Annotated in this window: 30 protein-coding genes; 8 read left to right on the top strand and 22 right to left on the bottom strand. The window is 34.6% G+C overall.

The window, feature by feature from the left end; genetic code table 11:
- Window positions 1-9: 9 nt before the first annotated feature.
- The gene (gene cls / locus NSQ08_RS08685) at window positions 10-1,194 is read right to left on the bottom strand and encodes a cardiolipin synthase (RefSeq protein ID WP_340773567.1); all 1,185 of its coding nucleotides are present in this window, start codon (window positions 1,192-1,194) and stop codon (window positions 10-12) included.
- Between the two features lie 159 nt (window positions 1,195-1,353).
- On the opposite strand from cls, the gene NSQ08_RS08680 reads away from it, so the two are divergent.
- Window positions 1,354-1,440, top strand: coding sequence for a YjcZ family sporulation protein (locus tag NSQ08_RS08680; RefSeq protein WP_000505094.1), 87 nt, complete (start codon window positions 1,354-1,356; stop codon window positions 1,438-1,440).
- Between the two features lie 129 nt (window positions 1,441-1,569).
- On the opposite strand, the gene NSQ08_RS08675 is transcribed toward NSQ08_RS08680, so the two are convergent.
- The 8 genes from NSQ08_RS08675 to cotH form a co-directional block, all read right to left on the bottom strand.
- Window positions 1,570-2,076, bottom strand: a complete 507-nt coding sequence (locus NSQ08_RS08675) for an acyl-CoA thioesterase (protein WP_002012448.1) — start codon at window positions 2,074-2,076, stop codon at window positions 1,570-1,572.
- 119 nt (window positions 2,077-2,195) lie between these two features.
- On the bottom strand, window positions 2,196-3,065 hold the full coding sequence (locus tag NSQ08_RS08670; RefSeq protein ID WP_002012447.1) for a TIGR03943 family putative permease subunit: 870 nt from the start codon (window positions 3,063-3,065) through the stop codon (window positions 2,196-2,198).
- 3 nt (window positions 3,066-3,068) lie between these two features.
- On the bottom strand, window positions 3,069-3,965 hold the full coding sequence (locus NSQ08_RS08665; RefSeq protein ID WP_002031485.1) for a permease: 897 nt from the start codon (window positions 3,963-3,965) through the stop codon (window positions 3,069-3,071).
- A 198-nt stretch (window positions 3,966-4,163) separates the two neighbouring features.
- Window positions 4,164-5,105 carry a magnesium transporter CorA family protein gene (locus NSQ08_RS08660; RefSeq protein ID WP_000932392.1) on the bottom strand — a complete coding sequence of 314 codons (942 nt, stop codon included), beginning with the start codon at window positions 5,103-5,105 and terminating at the stop codon, window positions 4,164-4,166.
- Between the two features lie 184 nt (window positions 5,106-5,289).
- Window positions 5,290-6,669 carry a putative polysaccharide biosynthesis protein gene (locus NSQ08_RS08655; protein ID WP_340773558.1) on the bottom strand — a complete coding sequence of 460 codons (1,380 nt, stop codon included), beginning with the start codon at window positions 6,667-6,669 and terminating at the stop codon, window positions 5,290-5,292.
- A gap of 96 nt (window positions 6,670-6,765) precedes the next feature.
- Window positions 6,766-7,368, bottom strand: coding sequence for a DedA family protein (locus NSQ08_RS08650; protein WP_002031481.1), 603 nt, complete (start codon window positions 7,366-7,368; stop codon window positions 6,766-6,768).
- Between the two features lie 104 nt (window positions 7,369-7,472).
- A complete protein-coding gene (locus NSQ08_RS08645) occupies window positions 7,473-8,090 on the bottom strand; it encodes an NUDIX hydrolase N-terminal domain-containing protein (RefSeq protein WP_002031477.1) in 618 nt (205 codons plus the stop codon).
- A gap of 105 nt (window positions 8,091-8,195) precedes the next feature.
- Complete coding sequence (gene cotH, locus NSQ08_RS08640; RefSeq protein WP_050000246.1) at window positions 8,196-9,272, bottom strand: spore coat protein CotH; 1,077 nt, start codon at window positions 9,270-9,272, stop codon at window positions 8,196-8,198.
- Window positions 9,273-9,453: 181 nt separating this feature from the next.
- Here cotH and exsB point away from each other — a divergent pair, with 181 nt between their 5' ends.
- On the top strand, window positions 9,454-10,062 hold the full coding sequence (gene exsB / locus NSQ08_RS08635) for an exosporium protein ExsB (protein ID WP_340773547.1): 609 nt from the start codon (window positions 9,454-9,456) through the stop codon (window positions 10,060-10,062).
- A 46-nt stretch (window positions 10,063-10,108) separates the two neighbouring features.
- Here the strand turns inward: exsB and NSQ08_RS08630 are convergent, their stop codons facing one another.
- The 6 genes from NSQ08_RS08630 to NSQ08_RS08605 all read right to left on the bottom strand — a co-directional run bounded on the left by NSQ08_RS08630 (window position 10,109) and on the right by NSQ08_RS08605 (window position 15,123).
- On the bottom strand, window positions 10,109-10,720 hold the full coding sequence (locus tag NSQ08_RS08630) for a phosphoserine phosphatase 1 (protein WP_340773544.1): 612 nt from the start codon (window positions 10,718-10,720) through the stop codon (window positions 10,109-10,111).
- A gap of 13 nt (window positions 10,721-10,733) precedes the next feature.
- Window positions 10,734-11,279, bottom strand: coding sequence for a short-chain dehydrogenase (locus tag NSQ08_RS08625; protein ID WP_340773541.1), 546 nt, complete (start codon window positions 11,277-11,279; stop codon window positions 10,734-10,736).
- 12 nt (window positions 11,280-11,291) lie between these two features.
- Window positions 11,292-11,708, bottom strand: a complete 417-nt coding sequence (gene fosB, locus NSQ08_RS08620; RefSeq protein ID WP_002126995.1) for a FosBx1 family fosfomycin resistance bacillithiol transferase — start codon at window positions 11,706-11,708, stop codon at window positions 11,292-11,294.
- A gap of 59 nt (window positions 11,709-11,767) precedes the next feature.
- Entirely contained in the window at window positions 11,768-13,429 is a 1,662-nt protein-coding gene (locus NSQ08_RS08615; protein WP_002189364.1) for a peptide ABC transporter substrate-binding protein, read from the bottom strand.
- A gap of 71 nt (window positions 13,430-13,500) precedes the next feature.
- Complete coding sequence (locus tag NSQ08_RS08610) at window positions 13,501-14,499, bottom strand: DUF2628 domain-containing protein (RefSeq protein WP_012260773.1); 999 nt, start codon at window positions 14,497-14,499, stop codon at window positions 13,501-13,503.
- Between the two features lie 165 nt (window positions 14,500-14,664).
- Entirely contained in the window at window positions 14,665-15,123 is a 459-nt protein-coding gene (locus tag NSQ08_RS08605) for a methylated-DNA--[protein]-cysteine S-methyltransferase (RefSeq protein ID WP_340773534.1), read from the bottom strand.
- Window positions 15,124-15,256: 133 nt separating this feature from the next.
- Between NSQ08_RS08605 and namA the strand changes: the two genes are divergently transcribed.
- Window positions 15,257-16,294, top strand: a complete 1,038-nt coding sequence (gene namA, locus NSQ08_RS08600) for an NADPH dehydrogenase NamA (protein WP_340773531.1) — start codon at window positions 15,257-15,259, stop codon at window positions 16,292-16,294.
- A gap of 29 nt (window positions 16,295-16,323) precedes the next feature.
- On the opposite strand, the gene NSQ08_RS08595 is transcribed toward namA, so the two are convergent.
- Window positions 16,324-16,983, bottom strand: coding sequence for an oxidoreductase (locus NSQ08_RS08595; RefSeq protein ID WP_340773528.1), 660 nt, complete (start codon window positions 16,981-16,983; stop codon window positions 16,324-16,326).
- Window positions 16,984-17,099: 116 nt separating this feature from the next.
- Window positions 17,100-17,324: a hypothetical protein gene (locus NSQ08_RS08590; protein ID WP_002012427.1), complete on the bottom strand. Its 225-nt coding sequence runs from the start codon at window positions 17,322-17,324 to the stop codon at window positions 17,100-17,102.
- 197 nt (window positions 17,325-17,521) lie between these two features.
- Here NSQ08_RS08590 and NSQ08_RS08585 point away from each other — a divergent pair, with 197 nt between their 5' ends.
- The gene (locus tag NSQ08_RS08585; RefSeq protein WP_002141395.1) at window positions 17,522-18,472 is read left to right on the top strand and encodes a metal ABC transporter substrate-binding protein; all 951 of its coding nucleotides are present in this window, start codon (window positions 17,522-17,524) and stop codon (window positions 18,470-18,472) included.
- 138 nt (window positions 18,473-18,610) lie between these two features.
- Window positions 18,611-19,081, top strand: a complete 471-nt coding sequence (locus tag NSQ08_RS08580) for a GNAT family N-acetyltransferase (protein ID WP_340773522.1) — start codon at window positions 18,611-18,613, stop codon at window positions 19,079-19,081.
- A gap of 137 nt (window positions 19,082-19,218) precedes the next feature.
- Here the strand turns inward: NSQ08_RS08580 and NSQ08_RS08575 are convergent, their stop codons facing one another.
- Window positions 19,219-20,169, bottom strand: a complete 951-nt coding sequence (locus NSQ08_RS08575) for a CobW family GTP-binding protein (RefSeq protein ID WP_002086082.1) — start codon at window positions 20,167-20,169, stop codon at window positions 19,219-19,221.
- Between the two features lie 166 nt (window positions 20,170-20,335).
- Here NSQ08_RS08575 and NSQ08_RS08570 point away from each other — a divergent pair, with 166 nt between their 5' ends.
- Window positions 20,336-21,238, top strand: a complete 903-nt coding sequence (locus NSQ08_RS08570; RefSeq protein ID WP_002141394.1) for an aldo/keto reductase — start codon at window positions 20,336-20,338, stop codon at window positions 21,236-21,238.
- Window positions 21,239-21,261: 23 nt separating this feature from the next.
- On the opposite strand, the gene NSQ08_RS08565 is transcribed toward NSQ08_RS08570, so the two are convergent.
- Both NSQ08_RS08565 and NSQ08_RS08560 read right to left on the bottom strand, forming a co-directional pair.
- Window positions 21,262-21,846 (bottom strand): GNAT family N-acetyltransferase, encoded by a 585-nt coding sequence (locus tag NSQ08_RS08565; RefSeq protein ID WP_002126982.1) that lies wholly within the window; start codon window positions 21,844-21,846, stop codon window positions 21,262-21,264.
- Between the two features lie 75 nt (window positions 21,847-21,921).
- Entirely contained in the window at window positions 21,922-23,394 is a 1,473-nt protein-coding gene (locus NSQ08_RS08560; protein WP_340773509.1) for a flavin monoamine oxidase family protein, read from the bottom strand.
- 187 nt (window positions 23,395-23,581) lie between these two features.
- Here NSQ08_RS08560 and NSQ08_RS08555 point away from each other — a divergent pair, with 187 nt between their 5' ends.
- Together NSQ08_RS08555 and NSQ08_RS08550 are read left to right on the top strand one after the other, a co-directional pair.
- The gene (locus NSQ08_RS08555) at window positions 23,582-23,773 is read left to right on the top strand and encodes a DUF3896 family protein (RefSeq protein ID WP_002012420.1); all 192 of its coding nucleotides are present in this window, start codon (window positions 23,582-23,584) and stop codon (window positions 23,771-23,773) included.
- 104 nt (window positions 23,774-23,877) lie between these two features.
- Window positions 23,878-24,879 carry an LLM class flavin-dependent oxidoreductase gene (locus NSQ08_RS08550; protein ID WP_002141391.1) on the top strand — a complete coding sequence of 334 codons (1,002 nt, stop codon included), beginning with the start codon at window positions 23,878-23,880 and terminating at the stop codon, window positions 24,877-24,879.
- Between the two features lie 52 nt (window positions 24,880-24,931).
- On the opposite strand, the gene NSQ08_RS08545 is transcribed toward NSQ08_RS08550, so the two are convergent.
- Window positions 24,932-25,873 carry an alpha/beta hydrolase gene (locus NSQ08_RS08545; RefSeq protein ID WP_201033024.1) on the bottom strand — a complete coding sequence of 314 codons (942 nt, stop codon included), beginning with the start codon at window positions 25,871-25,873 and terminating at the stop codon, window positions 24,932-24,934.
- A gap of 255 nt (window positions 25,874-26,128) precedes the next feature.
- Window positions 26,129-26,593 (bottom strand): DUF3939 domain-containing protein, encoded by a 465-nt coding sequence (locus tag NSQ08_RS08540; protein ID WP_000488199.1) that lies wholly within the window; start codon window positions 26,591-26,593, stop codon window positions 26,129-26,131.
- Window positions 26,594-26,684 lie beyond the last annotated feature (91 nt).

The following is a 26,684-nucleotide window of genomic DNA, read 5'->3' as shown; positions in this document are numbered from 1 at the left end:
ATCTCTATACTATAAATATGATGCGATAACATTTGATATTCTTGCTAGAAACCAATCCCATCTACTAATTTTCTCAAAATCTTCTTCAGAAAATCGTTTTGATTTATGAAAGTCTTCTTTTAATCGACTCCATACGTCAGCAACGACTGTCTTATCATATATGAAACAGTTAGATTCGTTATTTAAGTAAAAACTTCTATTATCAAAATTTGCTGTACCAATATCAACCATTTCCTCATCGATGATTGTTACTTTCCCATGAAAAAATCCATTTCGATATTGATAAATCTCCGCTCCAGCATCTAACATGTCTTTCAAATAAGGATAGGCAGCCTGTTTTAGCAATACTGCATCACTTTTAAATGGGACGAGGATTTTTACATGGACACCACGATTTAATGCATCTTTCAGCCCCTTCACCATTTCTTTACTCGGTACAAAATATGGTGTAGCGATAATTAAAGAATGTTTTGCCTTCTTTAAAAACGCTCCATACTCCTTCCATAAACCTTTTCCATTCGAAAATACGTATTGATATTTTACATTTCCTTGTACAGGTAACTCTTGGTGTATAGGAAACTTTTCTCCCGTATCTTCTTGCCAATCTTCCGCAAACTTCCGTTCCATATCAGTAGCTCCATTCCCTTCGATGCGTACATGATAATCACGCCACGGACCAAATTTAGGATCCTGTCCAAGATATTCCTTTCCGATATTGAAGCCACCAATGTACGAAACTTTCCCATCTATAGTAACAATGCGTCTATGATTACGTTGATGCAAAGAATAAAATAAGTTTTTTAATTTAGGTTTTTTACTAAATGTAAACTTCACGCCTTTTTCTTTTAATTGATTAATTATCTTTTTCTTAAGCTTATATCCGCCAATGCGGTCTACTGACAATTTCACAACTACTCCGCTAGATGCTTTTTTCTCTAATAACTGTAAGAACTTTTGGCTTATTTCATCTTTTCCCACAATATAAAAATGAATATACACATTCTTTTCTGCACGATTTATATCCTCAAATAAACTTTTATATAACTCATCACCGTTCGTATATACTTGAAAATCCCCTAATCGGATTTTTTCTAATTCATATCCACTAGCCATTTTCTTCCCCATTTCCACATCAACGTTCATCCATATGAATACACCTATAAAACAAATTATTACAATTAAAAAGCGCTTCATGGATACGTTCCTTTCTCTAACTACTGTTATTCCTATATCTTTCCTTTTTTAAAACATTATCATACAAAAAATATGTCATTGCATGATATACGTCCATATCAAACAGGAGCTCATCTGCATATTGTATGTTGTATCTTAAAATAAAAGGAGGAAATAACAATGGGCTTCGCACATGGTAATGGATTTGCGCTACTAGTCGTATTATTTATCCTCTTAATTATCGTCGGTGCTGCTTGCTTCTGCTAAGCAGTTATTGTAGTACGATATGAGGATGAAAAAACTATAAAAGCGGACACCTATTTTTAGGTGTCCGCTTTTCATTTCAAAAATCTCCTAACCTATTACAAAATAGTACCACTAGGAAAGTATTTTATATCAAAAAGTTAGCAGTGTAGCTACCTTCTTACTCTCTGCCTTACGAATATGGCGCTGTTCTGCACGTAACACAGCAATTCGATGCAATTCTTTCTCCTCTTCTGTCTCAGGGATAACACGCGGTACAGGAACTGGATTATTCTCCTTACTAAGCGCAACAAAAGTAACGAATGAAGTTGCTGCTACACGTTTTTTACCTGAAATTAAATCTTCTGCTACTACTTTCACAAATATCTCCATAGAAGTTCTTCCCGTCCAAATTACGAAAGATTCATAACTAACACAATCTGAAGAACGTACTGGATGTAAGAAATCTACCCAATCCATAGACGCTGTGACACATTCCATTCTCGAGTGTCTCGTTGCTGAAATTGAAGCAACCATATCCATCTCCGCCAATATCTTTCCACCAAATAGCGTGTTATGATCATTTAAATCCGTTGGAAATACTCGACTCGTTTTAAACACCCTTGATTCATTAGCTGTTTTACCCTTTACTTCAGTCATTGTTATCACCCCTTTAATTATTTATCCCTAATATCCCAATATACACTACATCTCATGAACTACACGTTTAATATTAACAATTTTTAGAACTTTTAGTCCACAAAAAAGAACCGATTTTATCAATCGGCTCCTCTAAACACATATTGTTCTTTCGGCTGTTCAACTTTATTCCATTTCGTTACCTCTAACACTGGAATATTCGCATGAAACGGCTGATAAAATTCAGTTGAAATTTCTCCCTCTATCTGAATCCAATCATCATTTTTCCACTCTACCCCTTCTGGTTTTTTAACTAACATACCATATACACCCGAATCCGCAACACAATGTATAATGCCGAAACGGAATAAGAAATATTGTTCCTTTTTAGAAGAATCATCTCGGAAAACAAATCCTTTATAAGACAGGGTTTTACCAGTAAATTCACCAGGATAATTATAAATTGTCTCCATACCCTTTAAGAAATCTTCATCTTTTAAAGTGATATTATCTTTCGTAACAAACTCTTTCTTCCCTTTTTCCATTACACCACGATATCCTTCTTTCCCGTAATAAATACTCGTGTCAGGTCTTAGAAATTGTCTTGTCATAAATGGATCTTTACTTTCTGCTTGCGCTACTGGAAAATGGAATCCCTTCGCCTTAACAATATCGGAATCTAATGTTGCAATTGGGAAAAACAATCCTGTAATGATTGGAAAACAGAATAACGTATAAGAAAACACTTTTTTCCACCATGTATTCTCATCTTTCGAATGATCATGCCCACAATGACTATGATCACAACTACAATCATGTTTCTCTTTTTCCTTTTGGTGCTCTTTTTGGAAAACGATAATAATTTGTACAATCGTTAAGAAACCTAAAATAATAGCAGCAGTTTTTGATAAATAGGCGTACTTCATATTTATATACTTCGTAATGTTACCGGAAATATGAAGCTGTCCAATTAAAATTGTAAAGCCTAATAATATATATGCTCGAAACATAACCTACCACCCCATCGCATAAATGAGTAGTGAGCTTGCATAAACAACAAGTGTAACTGTAACCGTCACAACAATTACAAATTTTGTTTTAAATGTCGCAAGCATCATAAACATATTTTTAATATCCACCATCGGTCCATATACGAGAAACGCGACAAGTGACGCTGTTGAAAATGTACTTTGGAACGAAGAAGCAATAAATGCATCCGCCTCTGAACAAAGTGATAAAATGAAAGCAAGTCCCATCATTACAGCTGATGAAGAAAACGGACCTTGTCCAATAGCAAGCAATGTTGAAGTTTGTACAAACGTTTGAACTGCAGCAGCAATTAACGCTCCTAACACTAAATATTTCCCCATTGAGAAAAATTCCTCAACAGCATGTGTACATACATCCCACATTTTTGCACGTAACGGACGCTTATGGTTCACTTCTGGGAAGTGATCATCTCTTAATTGATGTTCTTTAAACATAAATGATAATATAATTCCAACGATAATTGCTACGATAATCGCTACAATAGAACGATACCATACCATGTGCATACTACTTCCAAAGGCAACGTATGTTGCAAATAATACGACTGGATTAATGATTGGTCCAGTTAACATAAATGCAATCCCGGCATATGGCGGAACCCCTTTTCCGATTAATCGCCTTACAATCGGAACGATTCCACATTCACAGCCCGGAAACATCATCCCTAAAAAAGTAGCCATTAAAACAGACAGAAATCGATTTTTCGGCATCCATTTTGCTACCATATCTTCTGTTACAAACATTTGAATGAATCCTGAAATAAATACACCAATGAGCACAAAAGGAAGTGCTTCGATCAATATGGAGATAAAAATTGTATTCATTTGCAGGAATGCTTTCGGTAATTGAAACAATTCCATGATGTATTTCCTCCAACTTTTCATTAACAATATGTAATTTTAACCTCATTTTATGAATTGGACAAGACTTATACGGAATTCACCCCTTTCATATACATTACATTTTATAAGTTATATTCTATTCAAAATTTAGGATTTCATAGCAAAAAAGCTGCTCTAGCGCAGTTACACAACTATGCTAGAGCAGCTTTCTTCTCGTTAAAAGTAACGTTTCTTCCAAAAAACAAACGCTAATGTGAAAGATAGTGTTACACATATTATGAGTACAATTACAAAACCATGTGCTTCCCCTTCAAACGGAACCTTTACGTTCATTCCAAAGAAACTAGAAACCATCGTTGGTAACGATAAAATGATTGTAATAGACGTTAACAGTTTCATAACACTATTTAAATTATTTGATATAACGGAGCTAAAAGTATTCATCATTCCACTTAAAATGTGACTATATATTTCCGCCATTTCAATAGCCTGTTTATTTTCAATTAATACATCTTCTAATAAATCTTGATCGTCTTCATACATTTTTAAAAATGTACTGTTACGCATTAATTTTTGAATTACAATTTTATTCGCCTTTAATGATGTTGTAAAGTAAACTAAACTTTTTTCAAGGCCTAGCAATGTAAAAATTTCTTTATTTTTCATCGACTTATTTAATTGGTGCTCTAAATCGATTGTTTTTCTGTTAATTTGCTTTAAGTATCTTAAATAATAAGTAGAAATCGTATATAAGAGCTGAAGTGCAAAGCGTGTCTTTTTAAACGTATAAAATTCTTTAATACGTTGATTAATAAAACGTTCAAAAATTGGGTTTTCTTCTAAACAAATTGTCACAAAGCAATCTGGCATTACAATCATACCTATTGGAATCGTGTCATAAATCGAATTTCCTTCTTCATCATGTCTGACTGTCGGAATATCCACGATAATTAAAGTATTATTGTCTTCCTTTTCAATACGAGAGCGTTCTTCATCATCCAAAGGGTCTTTAATGAAATCTAAGTCTACATTTAAAGTTTGTACTAGATATTGAATTTCTTCTTCCGTTGGATGAAGTACATTAATCCAGCAACCCTTTTGCATTTCCTCAACCTCTTGTAGTTTTCCGTTTCGGTCTGTTAAATAAATATTTAACATACTATCACCCCGATTCTTTTTACATGTAGGAATCTACCTCTCTTACATAACAGTTTTTGAACCGCCATTCTCAGCATATGAAACATACGTTTAAATTTCAATAGAAAAATTATTTTGAAAACGTTTTTATAAGAAAAATATTCTAAACAAAGAAAAAGACAGAGTGCTCTCTGCCTTAAAAAGCTTATGTTGCCTTTATAACATATTTAGAAAGCATCCACAAGTTAAAGCCAACTGAAATCGTATAGCCAGCGTATGTTGAAATGATAAAACTTACATAATCAAAATACGGTAGCAATACAATATTTAAAACTATCTTCACAGTTATTCCGATTACTAATCCTAGCACTGTTTTCTGTTGTTGATTAATTCCTTGTAACATGGCAGCGGTTACTGTAAATAGTGAGAATAGTATACAAGCAGGAGCATAGTACTGCAAAATAATACTGCCCATCTCCGGATCATTTCCAGCACCAAATAAAAGAGTATACACTGGTTTTGCTAAAATCATCATTCCAATCGCCGCCGGTACGGTAATTCCTACCACTAATAAATTTGTCCTTGTAAAGTGTTTATACAGTAGCTTCTCATTTCCCGCTGTATAAGCTTTCGTCATCTCAGGTACAAGGGACATACTAAAAGCTGTTGCAACAGAAACCGGGATAAGTACAACCATCTGAACAAGGCCAATAATCGCATTAATCTTTTCTGCTTCTCCTTGCATATATCCTACTTGTATAAGTAGCTTATTAATTGTAAATGTATCAATCGTCTGATATAACGGAATCGCTAATCCAACTACAACGAAAGGAATAGAATATGTAAACAGTTCTCTATACAACGAAAAAAAAGTTTTCGTCGTTTGTGGTATACTGGCAATCTCTTTTTTCTTTAAATGTTTTCTCCTTCTTATATAATACGCACTTAAAACACTTAATCCACCTAGTGCTCCCATAAATGCTCCAAACGTTGAAATACCAACTGCCAACGAAACAGAAGCTTTTATAACATATAAAACGACAAAGCTTCCTATCAAAATAGTTAAGACCCGAAAAAATTGCTCTACAACTACACTGAGCGCAGAAGGTCCCATAGATTGAAAACCTTGAAAGAAACCACGTAACAAGCTCATTACAGGAACGAGTATTAACGCAAAACTTACAATTTGAATATTGTGCGTGACAGCTACCACACTATTACCCGACTGATCATTTCCATCAATCACAAGTTTAGCTAAATGTGGTGCTAACATATATAATGTTAAACAAGAAATAACGCCCATAATGACCATAAAAACGATACCACTCTTTAGCACTCTCTTAACAGTGTGATAATCATTGAGTTGATCATATTTTGAAACCATTTTTGAAACGGCAAGTGGCAATCCCATCGTTGCAATACTAAGCATAATTGTATAAGGACGGTATGCATACGTATATAATACGTACCCACTCGTACCCACCATTGCTGTAAATGGTATAACATATATAAACCCTAACATTTTAGATATCATCGTTGCCATCGTTAAAAATATCGTTCCACGTAAAAACGGTGATCCTTTCATCACATTCCCCCGCTACGCTTTATTATTACACATTATGGACAACTCCTTTTTTTTAGAACTGAAACAATAAAAAAAGCCAATGAAAAATCATTGACTTTAACGCGCTGCTTTTTTCTTTTTTAAATACTTTAAACCGAAGTATAGAGCAACAAAGAGAACAGCCCCTATAATTATGTAATGTGTGTAATCAGATGCATACTCTTTAATATGTCGCCAATTTCCACCAAGCTTTTCACCTAAGTATATAAATAGTATTGACCATGGAATAATCGCTACAACTGTATACAGTGTGAAAAGTTTTAATGGCATCTTAGCTAGTCCTGCCGGAATAGAGATTGCATGACGTACAATTGGGATAAAACGTGCCGAAAATATTACTCCAGCTCCGTAACGCTTAAACCAATTTTCTGCTATGTCTAAATGGTGTTTATTAATAAGTAGATATTTTCCATATTTCTCTACAACTGGACGTCCTCCATAGTATCCAAGCCAATATAAAAAGATTTGCGCTAAAGTACCACCGATTGTTCCAGCAATAACTGCACCGACAAAGCTAATTTTACCATCTGCGACTAAAAAGCCAGCATACGAAAGTACAATTTCACTCGGGATAATTTCAATCATTAAAGCTAGTGCTACTCCAAAGTAACCTAGACTTGCAAAGAATTGCAATAACTGATCTATTATGTTTGCTAACATTTTCTTTTCTATCTCCTTTTTTCTTCACATACCATCCCATTATTACATAAAGGTTGCATTCTGCCAATATCTTCATTTCAACAATATCATCGGCATAAGCATTATTAATCTATTAATATTTCTTTTTGAGGTTCTTTCATGTAGGCAAACATTTCTTTAATTTGCTCTTCTGTATTTCTAGCAATCGATAAATTAGGCAATTCATTCTCATCAAAAAACTCCACATCTTCTGTTTCAATACTAGTTTTCTTTTCGCCACCAATAATCTTACAGCCAATAAAAATTTTATATACATGTGTTGCTGAAGGCGATGGTTGATGTTTTTCTTTATCAAATATAGCGAGTAGCTTAAAATCATCTACTTCATAGCCCGTCTCCTCTAAAACTTCTTTTGCTGCTACTTCTGTTGGCGTATAACCAACATCAGCCCATCCACCTGGCAATGCCCATTTCCTATCACTTTTTTCTTTCACAAATAATAGTTTTTCATTTTGAAAAATAACTGCCCGTATATCAACTTTAGGTGTTTGATAGCCTGTCTCACTTGCAAATAAATTCTCTACTACTTCCCAATCTGTCTTTGTGTAATGTGACATCATTGAAACTGAAATGTCCCGTAATTGTTGGAAACGCTCTATATCATATACATCCTTAGAATACGTTAAACCCGCTTGAGCTATAGATTGTATTTGTTTTACCCAATCAATCCACTTGACCGTCATGTTTCCACATCTCCATTCTTTATTAAGTAAATATTACGTCAATTCAATCGATACATCTTTATTATACAAAAAAAGAGATTGATAATGTTCCAATCTCTTTCAAAATTAATCCAATTCATGTAAGTGGTCTTGTATATACTTCCTTCTTTTATTTATATATTCATCAATCATATCAGCTTCTTGATCAAATGTTTCTAATTTTCCTTTCATATATGGATCTTGTAGTAAATATGGACGAATCGATTCACACAAACCTTCTACTTTCGGCATCATAAACGAAACGGTAAATTGTTCTTCTAATATTTCTTCCAAAATACTTCGGTATTGTTTTCTAAAAACAGGTATATCTAACAATCTTGCACTTAACGTATTATACCCTTGAATCCGAATGTACTCATGATTAAGCGGTCTCCCTTGTACATCCCGCCCCCAAGTCGCATCGTAATCCCACGGTATCACTTCAAATAAATTTGTTTCATCATTATGATACAGTGCATAGTTATGAACAAAACCATCAAAATTTTGAGTCAAAATAACTCCCGCTAACCAACGTAAATATTTATCAACATTAAGGTATTTTCCGATCCCTTTTTCATACTCATCCCTCGATAGTGTATTTGCTTGAAAAACGAATTCACTAAGTTGCTCTTCACTATTTTCATTCGAACATTTAAATTCATACCCTGCAAAAAGCTCAGTTTTAACATCTTTATCTCTCTCGCTCATTAGAGAAAAATTTGCGTCATCATCTATCGCATAATAAATAGAACCACTCGGCAACCCTCTACTTTTTAAAAAGTTTTCATCAACCGATTCTAACTGTAAATATACACCTTGGGTTTGACCATTTATTTTTATAAACACATGCTGTGACTTCGGTGAAAGTACCCCAATATCATTAAAAAAGTCTAATGATAATTTGTTACGAATAAGGGATGGATCCATAAATTCAGAGTTTAAATGAAATTCCTTCACACCTAGAAATTTTTTCGGTTTATAAAACTGAACATGATATGACTTTTTCTCAAACTCACGAATATGAGCACCCCGATAAACGATATCAATATCATACTTCTTTTTTCCATATGTTAACTTTGCTGGCACTGGACTATCTGACCAAATGTCTTTTTTCATTTCCACTAAGTACATTGGATGAATAAAAAATTCATATGAAGGTAGCATATATTCTCATCCCTTCTCTATTCTCTTCATTCAATGTATGCGCCTTGTCTTGTCCATACATCCGCTATCATCTATTTATATAAAATTACACTCTTGTCTTGTTCAGAAAGAAACCTAATCTCATATCATGTTAAGGAAAAAGAATACTTGTTCAATTTAATACACGATAAGGAGGATTTCTATGAAACGTGACATTAGAAAAGCTGTTGAAGAAATCAAAAGTGCTGGGATGGAGGATTTCTTACACCAAGATCCAAGTACTTTTGATTGCGATGATGATCATCATAAATGTACAACAGGGTGTAAATGTACAACAGGGCGTAAATGTACAACAGGGCGTAAATGTACAACAGGGCGTAAATGTCCAAGAACAAGATGTACTCGCGTGAAACATTGTACTTTCGTTACAAAATGTACTCATGTAAAAAAATGGACTTTTGTTACAAAATGTACTCGTGTACGCGTTCAAAAATGGACTTTCGTTACAAAGGTTACTCGCAGAAAAGAATGCGTTATAGTTACAAAACTTACTCGCGTGAAAAAATGTACTTTCGTTACAAAATGCGTTCGCTTTGAAAAGAAATGTTTCTGGACAAAACGATGTTTCTGTAAAAAATGTGTATTTTTCCCTCATAGCCATCATGGTTCTTGTGATGATTCGTGGGATCATGGTAAGGACTGTCATGATGATGGGCACAAATGGGACGATTGCAAAGATAGCAGACACAAGTCTTCTTCTTGCAAGAATAAGAAATTCGATCACTTCTGGTATAAAAAACGTAATTGCTAGTTTTTTATGTCCACCAAAAAAGGTCGCTTTGCGACCTTTTTTACGTTTACTGAAAATGACTTATATCTGCAAATTGTTTTACTTTACCACGGTTTTCATCAAATTCAATCACACTAAGACTCGCGCTATGCATAAATGGCTCTTCCCATACATCTTCAATTTCAAAACCTGCAAAATGCCCTACGAGTAATTTCGCTGCTGCAGCATGAGTAACTATTAAAATATTTTCTCCTTTATGCTTTTCTAAAAGAAAGTGTATCCCTTCAATTACTCTTTTATGAACGGCCGCAAAGTTTTCCCCTGATGTTGACTGAAAAAGATGTGGTTCATTCCAAAATAAATGTACTTCTTCTGGATATTGCATTTCCAAGTCAGCAATTGTTTGCCCTTCCCATATCCCCATGTTTATTTCATAGAAACGTTCATCTTCTATAATTGGAAGATCGCGTTCCCCTTTAATCAATTCAGCAGTATGAAGCGTTCTTTCGCTTGGACTACTATATATGGCATGGAGTGGTAAATCCTTCATACGCTCCCCTAATTGTTTCGCTTGTATCATACCATTCTCTGTTAATGCTGAATTTTTCCGTCCTTGCATCCGCCCTGCTACATTCCATTCTGTCTCACCGTGCCTTGTTACATATACCGTTGTCTTCATTTCACATGCCCCCTTACCATTTTGGCCGCGATTCCCACGGCTCTACTCTCCCTACAATCCATTCTGTGCATTTACTTTCAATTCCTTTTATAACTCCGTCAGCTATCTCTTCATGAGTAAGCCACCTTGCATATGTATCTTCTAAAATAAACCCTAATATAACTCTGTAATAACTACATAATGCCCCGCCTATTTTTTTTGACTTCGTACGTGATGCACTACTACCTAATATATGAAATAAACTGTACTTTTCCGACGACAATTCTACCTCATTACAAATGAGTCGTAATGCATGCTTTGCACTAGAGTGTATCCATGCAACTACTAATGTAATTGGACCATTCTGTTCAATTGTATTTGTAATAGATCGCTTTAGACCATCGTCATTTTGATAATCTAAAGGAAGACATGTAATATTTTCTGGTGCCGAACTAGCTTGCTTAACATTTTCTAATTTCACTTCATCTCGTCCAATAACAGACACACGAAATCCTTGATCACAAAGCCACATAGAAACTTTCTTTAACATTCCTGTTCCACCAATTACAAGCGCATGCAACTTCTTCCCCCCTTAGTAAAATGTCATATGAGGTTTCTCATCTCTATAATAATTTAGACGGTCTTGTAACGTCCCTGAATGAAACTCAAATTTATGACCATCAGGATCAACAAAATATATAGATTCACAATCTCTCACATCACGCTCTCTTCCTTGTAAAATATGAACTTTATTTTCTTCTAATCGCTGCAGTAAGCGTTCAAAGTCTTCTTGTTCAACAGAAAATGCGAGGTGCGTATAAGATTGATGAATCTCCTTTCTTGGAATATGTGCCTCTTCGTTCAGTGCTATCCATACTCCACATATATTGAAATATGCAAGTTTTCTCCCTTTAACTAATAGTTCTCCTTCTAGCACTCTTTCATAAAACATAATAGCGTTTTCTAAATTTGATACTGAAAAACAAAGATGATTGATTCCTTTCAACACTCCACGTTCCTCCCTAAACAAATAAAAGATGAGTGAAAATTCACTCATCTTTTATTATACTATTTCTTTGTAATATATGCCCATTTATAACTAAAGTCGCCACCGAACGTATGGTTAGCAATACCATTTACATACGTCTTCTCTAAGTAAGCTGTACTTTGTTGGTACGTAGGTGAGATTGCAGCGTCTTGACCAATTAAGATTTTTTCAGCTTCTGCAAGTGCTTTCCAGCGTGCTGCGTCATCTTTTAGTAGTTCTCCTTTTGATTTTGCTACTAAATCATCGTACTTCGGATTTGAATAATCCATTTCATTAAATGAGCTTCCAGTAACGAACATATCAATATATGTCATTGGGTCTGGATAATCTGGACTCCATGCAGATAATGAGAATTCATATTCAAATTTCTTTTCTAAATCTAACTTCTGCTTATATGGTTGTTGCTTCAGATTCACTTTAATACCAGGTAAGTTTTTCTCTAATTCTTCTTTAATAAAGTCGCCCACTTTTTTACGACTACCGTTATCATCATTTAGTAATTCTACTGTAATTGTATCTTGACCAAGTTCTTTCTTCGCTTCTTCCCACAGTTTTTTTGCTTTCGCAGCATTATCTTTACTGTCACGGAAATTTTTATTTACAGTACGGAAGTCTTTTCCATCTGGTCCTGTCGTAAACTTTTCAGGTACTAAGAAATACGCCGGCAATGATCCATCATTCAAAATTACATCCGCAATTCCTTTTTTATCGTACGCTAAATCAATCGCCTCACGAACCTTTTGATTTTTAAACGTTGCATTTTTTTGATTAAAACGTAGGAAATACATACGTGGGTCTAGCTTCGTTTTAAATTCATCTGGTTTATTCTTTTTATATTTGTCTACAAACTCAGAACTTAAAATGACACGATCTGCTTGATCACTATCATATAAATTTACCCCAGTACTTGTCTCTTTTACTATACCCACATTAATTTCTTGTAATTTTACAGCATCTTTATCCCAATAATTTGGGTTTTTCTTTAACTGGTAACTTTGTTCATGTTTCCATTCACTCATTGTAAATGGTCCATTGTACAATAATTTATCTGCTTCTAATCCGTATTTATCCCCTTGTCCTTTTACATACTTTTCATTTAATGGGAAGAATGTAGGGAACGAAGTAAGCTCGAGGAAATAAGGTGCTGGTTGCTCTAATTCTACTACCAACGTTTTATCATCCTTCGCTTTAACACCTAATTGATCCGACGGTACTTCTCCTTTATTTACTTTCTGTGCATTTTTCACATCAAATAAAATAAATGCATATTCTGCTGCTATTGCTTTATCTAATGTACGTTGCCATGCATATACAAAATCTTGTGCTCGAACTGGATCACCATTTGACCATTTTGCATCACGTAATTCAAATGTATATGTCTTTTTATCTTCACTAATCTTCACGTCTTTGGCCATACCTGGAGTTGGTTTATTATCTTTATCTAGACGATATAATCCTTCCATTGCATTTACAAATACACGGAAAGATACAGAATCTGTTGATTTAGATGTATCCATTGAAGGAATTTCAGCTGTTTCTAGTAAGTTTAATACTTGCTTATCCGCTACTCCCTTACCTGCTTCTTTCTTCGTTGTAGATGCCTTCTCCCCATTTCCGCAACCTGCAACCAATACACTAGCCGATAATGCAACTGCAGCAATCGTTGTTACCTTTCTCTTCATTCTTCCTTCCCCCAATCTATATGTATAAGTTAAAACTTGTATAATATATTTTATTATACAAAAAATTCTGATTATTTTAAATATTTATTTTCATAAAAAGAAAAAAAGCGGTCAGAAATTGCTTTCCCTCCGCTTTGTTGAATAGCATTTACTTGTAAGCCATCCTCTATATCAAATGGATTTTGAACTTTAAATATTTCCTCCATTATCTTCAAAAACTCTTCTTCATTTTTAGATTCACCGTTAATCGTAAGTGAATATGGTTCCACTTCTCCCAATTTATAATCAACAATAAATTGAATTGTCACCTTTTTCCTTGGCATCTCAGGACTCTCCCCCTGAAATTCTACTAATTCTAATCCTTCCGTTCCCCGATAGTATATCCATCCTGAATTTTGAAAATAATTTTCGAACGATTCACCAATTGAAAAGACTGGATATTCATAAAGCGAGCTTGTACGAACTTTTTGTATAATATCTCGATCAGTCGGAAAAAAGAAATGACTGAAAAAAATACTAGCAACTGCTAAAATAGTAACGATTGTTGCTCCCATTTTACTCGTTCCACCACTATCACGGATGAGATAATTTTCAACCGATTCATCTTTAATTCCCCGTGCTTTTATTCGATATATACGCCTTTCTGCAAATTGATAATATAATCCATTTGCAAAAATCCCCATCCCAAATAGAATGAAAATGAGTAATAAAAACGTAAGAGGCACCATATTAATGATTGGCAACGCTACGTTGAACCCCATATAATAAGAAAATGCATCACATGCTACTAATAACAGTATAAATAAAGCAGCAGGTACGTAATACTTGCGATATCCAAGCCAACCTACATTAAAAATAGCAGCCAGACCATTCCAGCTCCACCTAGCAATTCGCTTATTCTCAAGCTCCCATTTTCTTTTGTAATATGGATATTGTCTCCCTACATATACTTCTAATTCTTTGTCTATTAGCGAGCTTTCTTCACCTTGTTCATTATGCAAGTTTCGTTGACAATTTGCACAATTCAGCTGATCATTAATACAAGGTCGCCCACAATTTATACATTTCAAAACAATCCCTCTTTCCATCCATACTTCATTGTGAACTACCCACCACTTAGTATCTCTTACGAGCTTACCCCGAAGTGGGGGCTTCTCGGTTCATCGTTACTTTTGATAGCTAACGAATTTGTCTTAGGACAGCCGAGCTAACTCCCTCGTTCCAAAGGTTGTTTCTTACGATTTATTTAAAATACCTTCATGTTTCAATAACCACTCTTTCCTCCATAAACCACCCGCATACCCAACAAGTTTTCCACTCTTTCCTATTACACGATGGCATGGAACGATAATTGAAATTGGATTCCGGCTATTTGCCCCTCCTATCGCTCGTACAGCTTTCGTATTCCCAACCTTCTCCGCAATATCTAAATATGAAGCACTTACGCCATACGGAACAGTGTAAAGTGCATCCCATACATTCTTTTGGAATGGTGTTCCTTCAGCAGACAATGGAACTGTAAACTCTTTTCTTTTTCCTTTAAAGTATTCATCTAATTCATTTATACATTGTTCAACAAGTTCATTTTTATGTTCTTCTTTTCTATCTTCAACAAATATAACAGACGTAATTCCTTCTTCGTTCGCTGTAATTTCTAACAAACCTAATTCACTATCATAATAAGCCTGGTACATATGTCATCCTCCAATTCATTACATATTATTTATTGTAACACGAATAGACGAAATTTTTCGTATAAGCGTTTTATTAGGGAAACAAAAAAGAGGATGATACAATGTAAGAAAATTCAATCAAGGGGGATATTTGATGGAGTTTCAACTCTTTTCACCTTATACAATTAAGGACGTTACGTTAAAAAACCGTATCATTATGTCACCTATGTGCATGTATTCATCAGAAAATGAGGATGGCCAAGTAACTAATTTTCATCTCGTCCATTATGGAACCAGGGCTGCTGGCCAAGTAGGTTTAGTTATGATTGAAGCAACAGCTGTGTTACCTGAAGGACGAATTTCTAACAAAGACTTAGGCATTTGGGATGATACTCTAATTGAAGGCTTACATAAAACGACAACATTTATACATAATAACGGTGCAAAAGCAGCCATTCAACTCGCTCACGCCGGAAGAAAGGCTGAATTAGAAACAGATGCTTTCGCTCCCTCAGCAATTCCGTTTAACGATAGAATGAAAATACCAGTAGAAATGAATAAACAGCAAATTAAAGAAACTGTTTCTGCTTTTCAAAAAGCAGCTTTACGCTCTAAACGAGCGGGGGTTGACGTTATTGAATTACATGGTGCTCACGGTTATCTTATTAATGAATTTCTTTCTCCGCTTTCCAATAAGCGGATTGATGAATACGGGGGCTCACCTGAAAATCGCTATCGTTTCTTACGCGAAATCATCGATGCTGTAAATGAAGTTTGGAACGGACCGTTATTTGTTCGTATTTCAGCAAATGATTATCATCCTGACGGGTTAACGGTTCAAGATTATGTGCAGTATACAGGATGGATGAAAGAACAAGGGGTAGATTTAATCGATTGTAGTTCTGGCGCTGTTGTACCCGCACATATTGATGTGTATCCTGGTTACCAAGTACAATATGCTAAACATATTAAGGAGCATGTTAACATCGCGACTGGTGCGGTAGGATTAATTACAACCGGATCACAAGCAGAGCAAATTTTAAATAATAACGAAGCAGATTTAATTTTTATCGGACGCGAGTTACTTCGTAATCCATACTTCCCAAGAATAGCTGCCAATGAACTTGGCTTTGAATTAAAAGAACCATATCAGTACCGACGAGCACCCGGGAAAATTAAAACTAATAAATAAAACCGAGAAATTATTCTTCTCGGTTTTATTTATTTTATTTCTATAATATCGTTTGAACTATAAATATGAATACCAGATTCTTCACGTAGCGCTGTTATATACATTCCTTTCGCCACATCTTTAGCTGAAATTGGTTTATACTTTTTAAAAGCCCCTTTAAATATAAACGGAAGAATACGAGATAATTTCTCAGCCATTCTTTCCCCAAAACGATATTCTTTTCGATTTCCAACTAATAATGACGGCCTGAAAATATGTATGCCACCAATAACTAGCTTTTTCAGCTCCTCTTCCATTTTCCCCTTCACTTGCGAGTAAAAGAAAAATGATTTAGGTTTTGCTCCCATTGATGAAATAACAAGAAAATTTTGCACACCTTGTTTTTCAGCTAAGCAGGCAGCTCGTAATGTATATTCATAATCTACTTTTTTAAAATTCGACTTCGACTTCGCTTTTTTTATCGTTGTTCCTAAGCAACTAAAAACATCATCTACTGCAAAAAATTCTTTGTATTCCTCTAATACTGAAAAATCCACCTGTTTCTGTTGCAATTTCTCATGCTGTAATTGTAATGATTCCCTTACAAAAATAGTAACCGAATCGTAGTAATCTGAGCCAAGTAATAGTCGCGTTATTTCTTGTCCAACTAATCCACTTGCGCCAAGTACTAACGCTGTTCGCTTATTCATATATGTGTATACCTCTTTATTTACTATTCTCTCCTATAGCTAATCGTCGCTAACAGGAGTTTCCGTTCTCCCATTTTACCATAAGTAAAGCACTATGCGTATGCATAGTGCTTTACTTACTCTTTTTTCTCTTCTTTTTCTTCCGCTGGCAATTTTGTAATTGTTGTAGCATCCCCTAAATTACTTATTAGTCTTCTTAAAAAAATTAAAACAAAAGATAATGGCAAAACAACCGCAAGTATTAATAAGATAGCTTCCATGAAGTAACCCAAGCGCTCATCCCCTTTTTTCTGCTCCCTCCCAATATATGAAAGTAACATTGTCACATATGCACCAATCATAAAAATTAATACCTTTCTTTTTGACAGATTTATTACAAAATCAAATCGTAATGATTATTATTTATTGCAACTTTCATAAAGATGTATTATACTAGGTTCGCAAACTAAAACGTAATTATTCCGTTTTGTATCAAAACGATATTTTCTTCTTATATTTGGAGAAAATATAATTGTAAAAAAGAAAAGAGGAGAATTATATGCCTAAAAAATTAGCTCTATTTTCATTTATACTTATTTTCACACTCATCTTTGCTGGATGTTCTAACAACAAAGATAGTGCAGCGAAAAAAGATGGGAAACTTTCTGTTTATACAACCATTTTCCCACTCGCTGACTTTGCAAAAAAAATCGGTGGTGATTATGTAAATGTAGAAACAATTTACCCACCTGGTGCGGATTCTCATACATTTGAACCAAGTCAAAAGCAGACTGTACAAGTGGCGAAAGCCGATTTATTTGTTTATAACGGCGCAGAATTAGAACCATTTGCCGAAAAAATGGAAAAATCATTAAAAAAAGAAAACGTAAAAATTGTAAATGCATCTAAAGATATCGAACTTCGTGCTTCATCTGAAGAAGAGCAGCACGATCATGGAGACGGTCATAAAGAAGATGAACATCATCACGATAAAGACCCACACGTTTGGATAGACCCTACTCTTGCGATGAAACAAGCAGAAAAAATTAAAAATGCACTTGTAGAATTACAGCCTGAACATAAAAAAGAGTTCGAAAAAAACTTTGCAGCACTACAAACAAAATTTACTGATTTAGATGATCAATTTAAAGCAGTTGTTGCAAATGCAAAAACGAAAGAAATATTAGTTTCACACGCAGCTTACGGCTACTGGGAACAACGATACGGTTTGAAACAAATTCCAATCGCTGGAATTTCAGCATCTGATGAACCATCTCAAAAGCAGCTTACTGACATTACAAAAACAGTAAAAGAGCACGGTCTACAATATATTTTATTTGAAACATTCTCTACTCCAAAAGTAGCATCAGTTATTCAAAAAGAAACAGGTACAAAAATTTTACGCTTAAATCACCTTGCTACTATTTCTGAGGATGATGCAAAGAACAATAAAGATTACTTCACATTAATGGAAGAAAACGTAAATACTTTAAAAGAAGCAACAAACTAATCAACTATATTTTCTAGGCAGCTGAATATGTCATTCAGCTGCCTTTTTATGTATTTATCCTTGACTTGATCGAAATAACAAGTAGAATTATCCATATTAGCTTGTAAGCTATACTAATTTAGAAGGTGAGTTGGAACTATGAATCTTCACATTTGTGAAGTAACAGCAAATAATTGGCGTTCAGTTGCTGCTTTAGACGTAGCAAAAGACCAGCAGCAGTTTATTGAAAGCAATGCGTTTTCTTTAGCGGAATCATTATATGAAGAAAACGGAACGTCAGTAGGCTTATATGACAAAGAAACACTCGTTGGATACGCAATGTACGGTTGGTATTCCCAAAAACATGAAAGTGTATGGTTAGATCGTTTTATGATTGACCAACAATTTCAAGGAAAAGGATACGCAAAATGTTTCCTTCGCTTACTAATTCAATTCTTGCAACAAAAATTCGAATGTAAAATAATTTATTTAAGTTTACATCCTGACAACAAACACGCAATGGGACTATATGAGTCATTTGGCTTCCGTTTAAATGGGGATATTGATGACGAAGGTCCAGTTGTAGGTGTTGTAATGGAATTACTTATAGATGAAAATACAAGCCTGTGAAAACAGGCTTTTTATTATGCATTTATCAATGTTATGTTTTCTATTTTTAGTTTCTTTCCCTTATATACTTCATTTTTGTAATCTAGTATTACCTCATTAAAATGCTCATAAAAAATAAGCCTGCGATTTACGCAGACTTATTTCACACATTCTTCAAAATGTTCTTGGAACCATTCTTTATTAATATCTCTTCCGATGAAAACTACTTCGCTTACTCGCTCTTCGCCCTCTTGCCACTCTCTATCGTACGAAGCAGCAAATAACGTATGCACACCTTGGAAAACAATACGTTTATCTACTCCATCAATAGATAAAATTCCTTTGTAGCGATATAAATGCTCCCCTAGTTCCTGAACGACAGCTGACATCCACTCATTCAATTTTTGTAAATCTAACGGACGTTCTTCACGTAGTACAAACGATTTTACACCTTCTAGATGGTTATGTTCTGTATGAGGGTAAATTTGCAGCGTATCTTTCGTTTTAAACGTTTGAATTTGTAATAACGATGGAATATCTACCTCACAGTTAGTCGCCTCGATTAACTTTGCAGTCGGGTTAATTCCTTGAAGTTCATGCAAGAGATTTTCTTTCTCATTTTCTTCAATTAAATCTAATTTATTAACTAACACAACATCAGCAAAGGCAATTTGTTCTTTTGCTTCTAGTCCCTTTTCAAAATGTTTATGTATATGATAGCTATCTACAACTGTTACAACACCGTTAATTTGGTATGCAGATTGAATAACTGGATCTAAAAAGAAAGTTTGAATAATCGGACCTGGATTTGCAAGACCTGTTGTTTCAATTACTAATCCATCAAAGTCCATTTTCCCTTCTGCTTTCACATCCAGTAATTGTTTTAAAGCAACAAGTAAATCTTCACGCACAGTACAGCATAAACAACCGTTTGTCATTTCCATAATTTCTTCTTCAACGTTCATAATTAATTGATTATCGATACCAATTTGCCCTATTTCATTTACAATCACTGCTAATTTCTTGCCGTGGTCCTCTGATAAAATTCGATTTAATAATGTCGTTTTCCCTGATCCAAGAAAACCAGTTAGTATTGTTACTGGAATCATTCCTTACATCTCCTTATAGCTATATGTTTCTACATTATAGCATATAGAGAAAAACGTTTTTGTAGCAAAACATATTTATTGTATGTACGACCCTGTAACTATATAATAATACGTAGTAAGAAAGCCTTTTCAAAAATATTATTCATTCATATAGGGGGTACTTATAGTGGAACGAGTTCAAATGGCCGAAACGCTAGAATTTTCTCGTATTATTCAAGGTTTTTGGCGTTTAGCAGAATGGAATATGCCAAAGCAAGAGTTACTTTCTTTTATTGAAGACTGTATGGATTTGGGGATTACTACTTTCGATCACGCTGATATTTATGGTGGGTATACGTGTGAAGGATTGTTTGGAGAAGCGTTACAATTAAAGCCTTCCTTACGCGAAAATATGCAAATCATCACTAAATGTGGAATCGCTCCCCCATCACCGAAATTTCCAGAACGATATGTTGCTCACTACAATACGAGTGCTGAACATATCATAAAGAGCGCGGAGGATTCATTACAAAACTTACATACAGATTATATTGATGTATTGCTCATTCATCGTCCTGATCCATTCACGGACCCAAACGAAGTGGCAGAAGCGTTCTCACGCTTAAAGCAAGAAGGAAAAGTTCGTCACTTCGGTGTTTCTAACTTTTTACCTTCTCAATTTAATATGTTAAGTTCATATTTAGATTTCCCGCTCATTACAAATCAAATTGAAGTATCTGCGATGCAAATGGAGCATTTTGAAAAAGGTACGATTGATTTATGCCAAGAAAAACGAATCAATCCAATGATTTGGTCACCTCTTGCTGGTGGAGAAATCTTTACTGGCCAATCAGAACGCGCCGTACGTGTACGTGAAACTTTACAAAAAATTGCTACTGAGCTAGGCGTTGATAGCATCGATACTGTTATGTATGCATGGTTACTTGCTCATCCAGCTAAAATGATGCCAATTGTTGGCTCTGGCAAATTAGATCGAGTAAAAACGGCTGCAATGGCAACAAAAGTTAATTTAGACCGCCAACAATGGTTTACAATTTTCGAAAGCTCTAACGGTCATCCTGTACCATAATATAAAAAAGAAGAGCTATTTTCTTACAGCTCTTCTTTTTCATATGTATTTCTCGTCATTGCAAATACACACATATCCCTTAATCCATTTCCATCCACCGCAACACTCGCGCTTTCTAAAGTACCCTCTAATTTAAAGCCTAATTTCTCTGGTATCGCTCTACTCTTCTTATTTAGAGAATCACAACGAATTTCTACCCGGTTTGCTTTCAGTTCAGTGAAAGCATAATCCGTTATTCCTTTTGCAGCCTCTACCATATAGCCCTTTCCACTAAACCTTGAATCAATCCAATACCCGATTTCAAATTGAGGTATATCCCAATTAATACGATGTAATCCGGCAGATGCAATAAATTCACCTGTTTCGTTCGAAAAAACTAGTAATCTCAAATCCTCACGCTGCAAAAATTGAATATGCGATTTTCTAATACTCTCTTCTATTTCTTCCTCTGTTTGCTCTTTTTGTGCAAAGACCATCCAAGGTTTTAATTCTTGTATTGAAGCTTGAATTGCGTCATATACAACTTTACCATCACCTGGTTTTGGCATTCGAATAAAAAGCCTGTCAGTATAAAATTCAGAAGGAAAATCGAATAATAACGGATTCACTGTAAACACTCCCTATAATTCTTTTATATATAATAATATCCATCTCAAGTTATACAGTAAAGAAATTTCTGAATTTTAAACTTTTTGACCATTCACTTCCATCGCCACACGCACTCCGGATTCAATCGCACCTTGAATCCATCCGTGATACAGCGTTGTATGATCTCCGGCAAAGTATATTCTCCCCTCAGGTTTTACAATGACTGGCTGTAATTCTGATTCTTGGCCAGCTTGAAATAGTGCAAACCCTCCAAGCGCATATGGATCTAATGTCCAACTCTTTGATATTCCAGACATGAACTCATCATATACTTGACCACCTAATATTGTTGCTAAATTTTGTAGTGTGTAATAGATACGATCCCCCTTTGATAACCCATCCCATAGTAATGCATCGTATGACCATGTATAACTCCCTAGCATAATGGCTGGTCCTTTTGAACCGATTCCATGACTTGGATAATACGCATAACGTATAGGAAGATCTGTTATAATTCTCCCACCTAATTGCCCTTGTTCCTCCCAAAAACGACTTTTAAATTGAATCCCTATTTTTGTAGCCGGCATATAATGCAATTCGCGAATTGTTTTCCACTTCGCATGAGATATCGAATCAAATGGATCTACTTCTACAAAGCGCATTGTTGAAAAAGGAATTGTAACAATAACTAAATCCCCTGTAATACTACTATATTCAAAAGTTTCCTCGTTCCGGTAATAGGCTGTTACACTATTGGCTTGTTGATGAAGCTTCATTAATTTTTGATTATATATAATATTTTCTTCTAATTGTGGTAAAAAAGACTTTGGTAATCTATCATTCCCACCTATTATTTCACAAAATCCACTTTCCTCTTGCATAATGTATAAAAATCGTAACGTCTCAACAAATGACCTTTCCAAAAAACCTTCTAAATCTAATAGAACACCAATCATCTCAATCGTTACTGGCGAAAAATAAGTATTATATTGATAAGGATGATACTTTAAAAATTGCCCTGTAGAATATTTCCCAAAATCCTTTACTACAATATCCCAATTTTTTTCTGGATTTCTTTTAATAAAATTTATAATTGGCTGTACCGCTAATAATAATAGGGCCTCCGACGTTTTCCCCTCTTCGTTCATTTCCACCGGATACTTTAAAATACTTGGGTCCTTTTCATATTGTTTCAACGTTGTTTTTCGGCCATTAACATATATAATATCAGTCTCATTCCTATTAATAAAAGGGCTCACCTGTAGCCCATACTTTCTTATATATGCCATCGTTAATTTGTGCGAATACGGAATTCTCATCGCTCCAACATCTAAATATAATCCGGTATCTTCCATCCTAACTGTCTCTATGCGGCCACCTACACGGTTGTTCGCTTCAAAAACCTTCACTTCATGCCCTGCTGCTTTTAATAAAGATGCCGAAACTAATCCAGCCATACCAGCCCCTACTACAATGATTTGTTTCGGACGTGTCGTCTTCCTCAATCCCTTATTTATAACTTTTAACGTTTCATCCATCTCATTGTTAAACATTATATCTTTCTGCACAATCCCACCCCTTACTTCATGAAATACGAATTAGTGGTTTAGTGCATTTTATTCATAAATTCACTTAAACATAACACCACCACAATTTGAAAATTCACTAAAAATACATAAGGTGCAGCTCTCCCCCTTCCACATGCTTCATATGATAAACATACAGATAGTAACTGTATGGAAAGGATGGATACACATGAAACGTACTTACGATTATCAGGCTACAAAAAAACATTTAGAATTAAAAAAACAGCAGTTATGTAAAAAACTCACTAGCGTTAAACTAACTGAAGAAGAACGCAAGCAAATACATTTAGAAATTGATAACTACGAATATATATTAAACTTAGTCGAAATGAATCATTATGAACGAGGGTTTTCTCATTAAAAGCGGATAAAAAATTATTCACTTTTCCTTTTGAGCATTTCATTACGCATTTTTCGTAAGTAAATATATAATAGGATGTACATTAAGATTGAGAGGTATATTCTATGATCAAATTAAGTGTATTAGACCAATCACCTATTTCAGATGGTAGCACAGCAGCCCAGGCTATTTCGCATACAGTTACGCTTGCACAAGAAGTTGAGAAACTCGGATTCACACGTTTTTGGGTATCCGAGCACCATAATTCAATTAGCTTAGCTGGTTCAAGTCCAGAAATACTCATTTCACATATTGCCGCGAAAACTGACCGTATTAGAGTTGGTTCTGGTGGTGTTATGCTGCCACATTATAGTCCATATAAAGTTGCCGAGAATTTCCGCGTTTTAGAAGCACTTTATAAGGGCCGCATCGACCTTGGTGTCGGTAGAGCGCCTGGTGGTATGCCGATAGCAACTCGCGCACTTCAAGAAGGTAAAATGGTCTCACTTGATCAATATCCAGAACAAATTGCAGATGTTGCTATGTACTTACATGATCAAGTACCAGAAAACCATCATTATGCAAACTTAAAGGCTACTCCAGTTATCCCAACATCTCCTGAAATGTGGATGCTCGGTTCTAGCGGAGAAAGTGCAATGATTGCCGCAAAGCAAGGCGCTTCTTTTGCATTTGCACAGTTCATTAACGGATACGGTGGCCCTGAAGTAATGAAGGCTTACCAAGAACAATTCCAACCTTCCTATTTAGGTGATAAACCAAAATCAATCGTATCTATTTTTGTTATTTGCGGAGAAACAAATGAAGAAGCGGAGAAGATTGCATCAAGCCTTGATTTATCGATTTTACTATTAGAACAAGGAAAACGGACTACTGGTACTCCTTCTATTGAAACTGCTCAAAATTATTCGTATAGTGCTTATGATCTATTCCGCATAAAAGAAAATCGTCAACGTATGATTGTCGGTGATCCGTCTTCTGTGAAAGAAAAAATATTAAACTTAAGCAAAGCGTATAATACTGACGAATTTATGATTGTCACGATTACTCATCAATTTGAACATAAATTAAACTCTTATCGCCTATTGGCAGATGCTTTTAATTTATAATAACGAAAAAGAGATGCATCACATATGATGCATCTCTTTTTCTTACTACCAATCAATTGTTTTTGCTTCCTATATATTCAATAGCTTCTTTTAATAACTCATCAAAATTATGAGGGTAATCATGATTTAAGTTAGGCACAACTTTATACTTATGTTCTATATTTTTATCCTTTAATAACTTTACAAATTGCTGTGTACCTTCAAAACAATCTTCATCTTGATCCCCACATATTATATATCCTTTTATGCTTTTATCATGCAATATTCCAATCATTTCTTCCCATTCTTCCATTTCCGGGAGCCACGGTGCCACAAAAATAAAACCGTTCACTTCTATTTCACCTTGTAACATGAAATGTAACGCTACTCTTGCCCCAGCAGAAAAGCCACCAATAATAATATTCTCAAATGGTTTATTCACTTTAATCTTATTGTAATGTCCTTTTAACTCTTCTCTTCCTCTTTCGATATTATCCCAAACATATCCATCTGAAAATTGAATTTGGGAAGATTGAGGCAATGCTAGCATAAAACCTTGTTCCATTACAGAGTTCCAATATGGTTCTATTATTTGTATATTTTCTTGATCCCCATGCAGTGTTATTAGTAGATTTTCAGTTTGTTTGCTGTATTTATATTTCACGTCTGCTTGTTCCGATTTCTTTGCTAATTCTTCTCTTTCTTTACATAATTGAACCATTCTATGAAACTCTTCAAATTTATGTAGTGGTTTTAAATCATCATCGGAAATTAAATACTCACTTCCGTACCAAAATCCATTTTCTATAATTGCTTTCTTCATTAAATGCAACGCTTCTTCTTCAAGTCCTGCTGCACTTGCTAATGCATATTTAAAATTATATATTTGCGCTTCATTACCCATTACATCTTTAGCATTATTCATTATATAAGAATACGCTTCAAAACTTCCTTTATTTGCATAACAATGTAACGTTTCATTTAATAACTTAATATAAGTCATATTATTTTCCATATAGGAATTCCCCCGTAACCTTTTATAATAATTGCTTCTCCAATCTTCCTATCATTCTAGGGTCACGGTATAAATAGTTAAATTCTACAATTTAACTTAACAATACCTGATTCTCAGAATGATATTTAATAGTTAATGTATGTATACGCATAATACACCACTCCTTCCTATCCACTAGTTGTAGTATAAAGCTGAATAAACTGAAAAATCAATATTTTAATAAAAAAAAAGACAACAATAATATTATTGTTGTTCTCATAACATCTGCCCACTATTCTTTTTTTTCTTATCTGGTTTACTTGAAACTAAATAATGCTTTTCTGAAATATATAAGTTTCTTTTTAATATACGATTTAAATATGGTCCTAGCTTCACTCCGCATATGAGGCGATCTTCGCTATCTTCAACAATTGGGAACATTTCTTTTTCTGTTACATATTGATCTACGGCCTTTTGTACGATATCAATTTCTTTAACTAGGTTTAAATTTTCTTCTGTATGTTCAAATACTTCAAGCGTTTCCTTCGTTATCAGAAAAAAATTTGTTGGAAATGCAGGTAAATAGGGCTTTAACAAATCATAATTTACTGTGTAATCATCATTTACTAAAACTGTATAAACGATATTAGCATTCGTTTCTAGAAACTTCGCCATCGCTTGTTCTAATTCATCTTTCGTAATTTCCCTATCTTCTTTTCCAGTTCTGAAAAAGCGAAACATTGTATCGCCTCCTTTTTACTATATTATAGCATAAAAGAAAACTGAAAAATTATAAAAAACTCTATTGAAAGAATTTTTCAATAGAGTTTTT

The organism is Bacillus sp. FSL E2-8887 (genome assembly GCF_038007205.1).
GTDB lineage: Bacteria > Bacillota > Bacilli > Bacillales > Bacillaceae_G > Bacillus_A > Bacillus_A mycoides.
This window is presented reverse-complemented; position numbering and strand designations above follow the sequence as displayed.

What these genes read in the sequence shown, in the direction of transcription:
- cls (WP_340773567.1), bottom strand. Translation starts at nt 1,194, where the DNA reads ATGAAGCGCTTTTTAATTGTAATAATTTGTTTTATAGGTGTATTCATA.
- NSQ08_RS08680 (WP_000505094.1), top strand. Translation starts at nt 1,354, where the DNA reads ATGGGCTTCGCACATGGTAATGGATTTGCGCTACTAGTCGTATTATTT.
- NSQ08_RS08675 (WP_002012448.1), bottom strand. Translation starts at nt 2,076, where the DNA reads ATGACTGAAGTAAAGGGTAAAACAGCTAATGAATCAAGGGTGTTTAAA.
- NSQ08_RS08670 (WP_002012447.1), bottom strand. Translation starts at nt 3,065, where the DNA reads ATGTTTCGAGCATATATATTATTAGGCTTTACAATTTTAATTGGACAG.
- NSQ08_RS08665 (WP_002031485.1), bottom strand. Translation starts at nt 3,965, where the DNA reads ATGGAATTGTTTCAATTACCGAAAGCATTCCTGCAAATGAATACAATT.
- NSQ08_RS08660 (WP_000932392.1), bottom strand. Translation starts at nt 5,105, where the DNA reads ATGTTAAATATTTATTTAACAGACCGAAACGGAAAACTACAAGAGGTT.
- NSQ08_RS08655 (WP_340773558.1), bottom strand. Translation starts at nt 6,669, where the DNA reads ATGAAAGGATCACCGTTTTTACGTGGAACGATATTTTTAACGATGGCA.
- NSQ08_RS08650 (WP_002031481.1), bottom strand. Translation starts at nt 7,368, where the DNA reads ATGTTAGCAAACATAATAGATCAGTTATTGCAATTCTTTGCAAGTCTA.
- NSQ08_RS08645 (WP_002031477.1), bottom strand. Translation starts at nt 8,090, where the DNA reads ATGACGGTCAAGTGGATTGATTGGGTAAAACAAATACAATCTATAGCT.
- cotH (WP_050000246.1), bottom strand. Translation starts at nt 9,272, where the DNA reads ATGCTACCTTCATATGAATTTTTTATTCATCCAATGTACTTAGTGGAA.
- exsB (WP_340773547.1), top strand. Translation starts at nt 9,454, where the DNA reads ATGAAACGTGACATTAGAAAAGCTGTTGAAGAAATCAAAAGTGCTGGG.
- NSQ08_RS08630 (WP_340773544.1), bottom strand. Translation starts at nt 10,720, where the DNA reads ATGAAGACAACGGTATATGTAACAAGGCACGGTGAGACAGAATGGAAT.
- NSQ08_RS08615 (WP_002189364.1), bottom strand. Translation starts at nt 13,429, where the DNA reads ATGAAGAGAAAGGTAACAACGATTGCTGCAGTTGCATTATCGGCTAGT.
- NSQ08_RS08605 (WP_340773534.1), bottom strand. Translation starts at nt 15,123, where the DNA reads ATGTACCAGGCTTATTATGATAGTGAATTAGGTTTGTTAGAAATTACA.
- namA (WP_340773531.1), top strand. Translation starts at nt 15,257, where the DNA reads ATGGAGTTTCAACTCTTTTCACCTTATACAATTAAGGACGTTACGTTA.
- NSQ08_RS08595 (WP_340773528.1), bottom strand. Translation starts at nt 16,983, where the DNA reads ATGAATAAGCGAACAGCGTTAGTACTTGGCGCAAGTGGATTAGTTGGA.
- NSQ08_RS08590 (WP_002012427.1), bottom strand. Translation starts at nt 17,324, where the DNA reads ATGATTGGTGCATATGTGACAATGTTACTTTCATATATTGGGAGGGAG.
- NSQ08_RS08585 (WP_002141395.1), top strand. Translation starts at nt 17,522, where the DNA reads ATGCCTAAAAAATTAGCTCTATTTTCATTTATACTTATTTTCACACTC.
- NSQ08_RS08580 (WP_340773522.1), top strand. Translation starts at nt 18,611, where the DNA reads ATGAATCTTCACATTTGTGAAGTAACAGCAAATAATTGGCGTTCAGTT.
- NSQ08_RS08575 (WP_002086082.1), bottom strand. Translation starts at nt 20,169, where the DNA reads ATGATTCCAGTAACAATACTAACTGGTTTTCTTGGATCAGGGAAAACG.
- NSQ08_RS08555 (WP_002012420.1), top strand. Translation starts at nt 23,582, where the DNA reads ATGAAACGTACTTACGATTATCAGGCTACAAAAAAACATTTAGAATTA.
- NSQ08_RS08550 (WP_002141391.1), top strand. Translation starts at nt 23,878, where the DNA reads ATGATCAAATTAAGTGTATTAGACCAATCACCTATTTCAGATGGTAGC.
- NSQ08_RS08545 (WP_201033024.1), bottom strand. Translation starts at nt 25,873, where the DNA reads ATGGAAAATAATATGACTTATATTAAGTTATTAAATGAAACGTTACAT.
- NSQ08_RS08540 (WP_000488199.1), bottom strand. Translation starts at nt 26,593, where the DNA reads ATGTTTCGCTTTTTCAGAACTGGAAAAGAAGATAGGGAAATTACGAAA.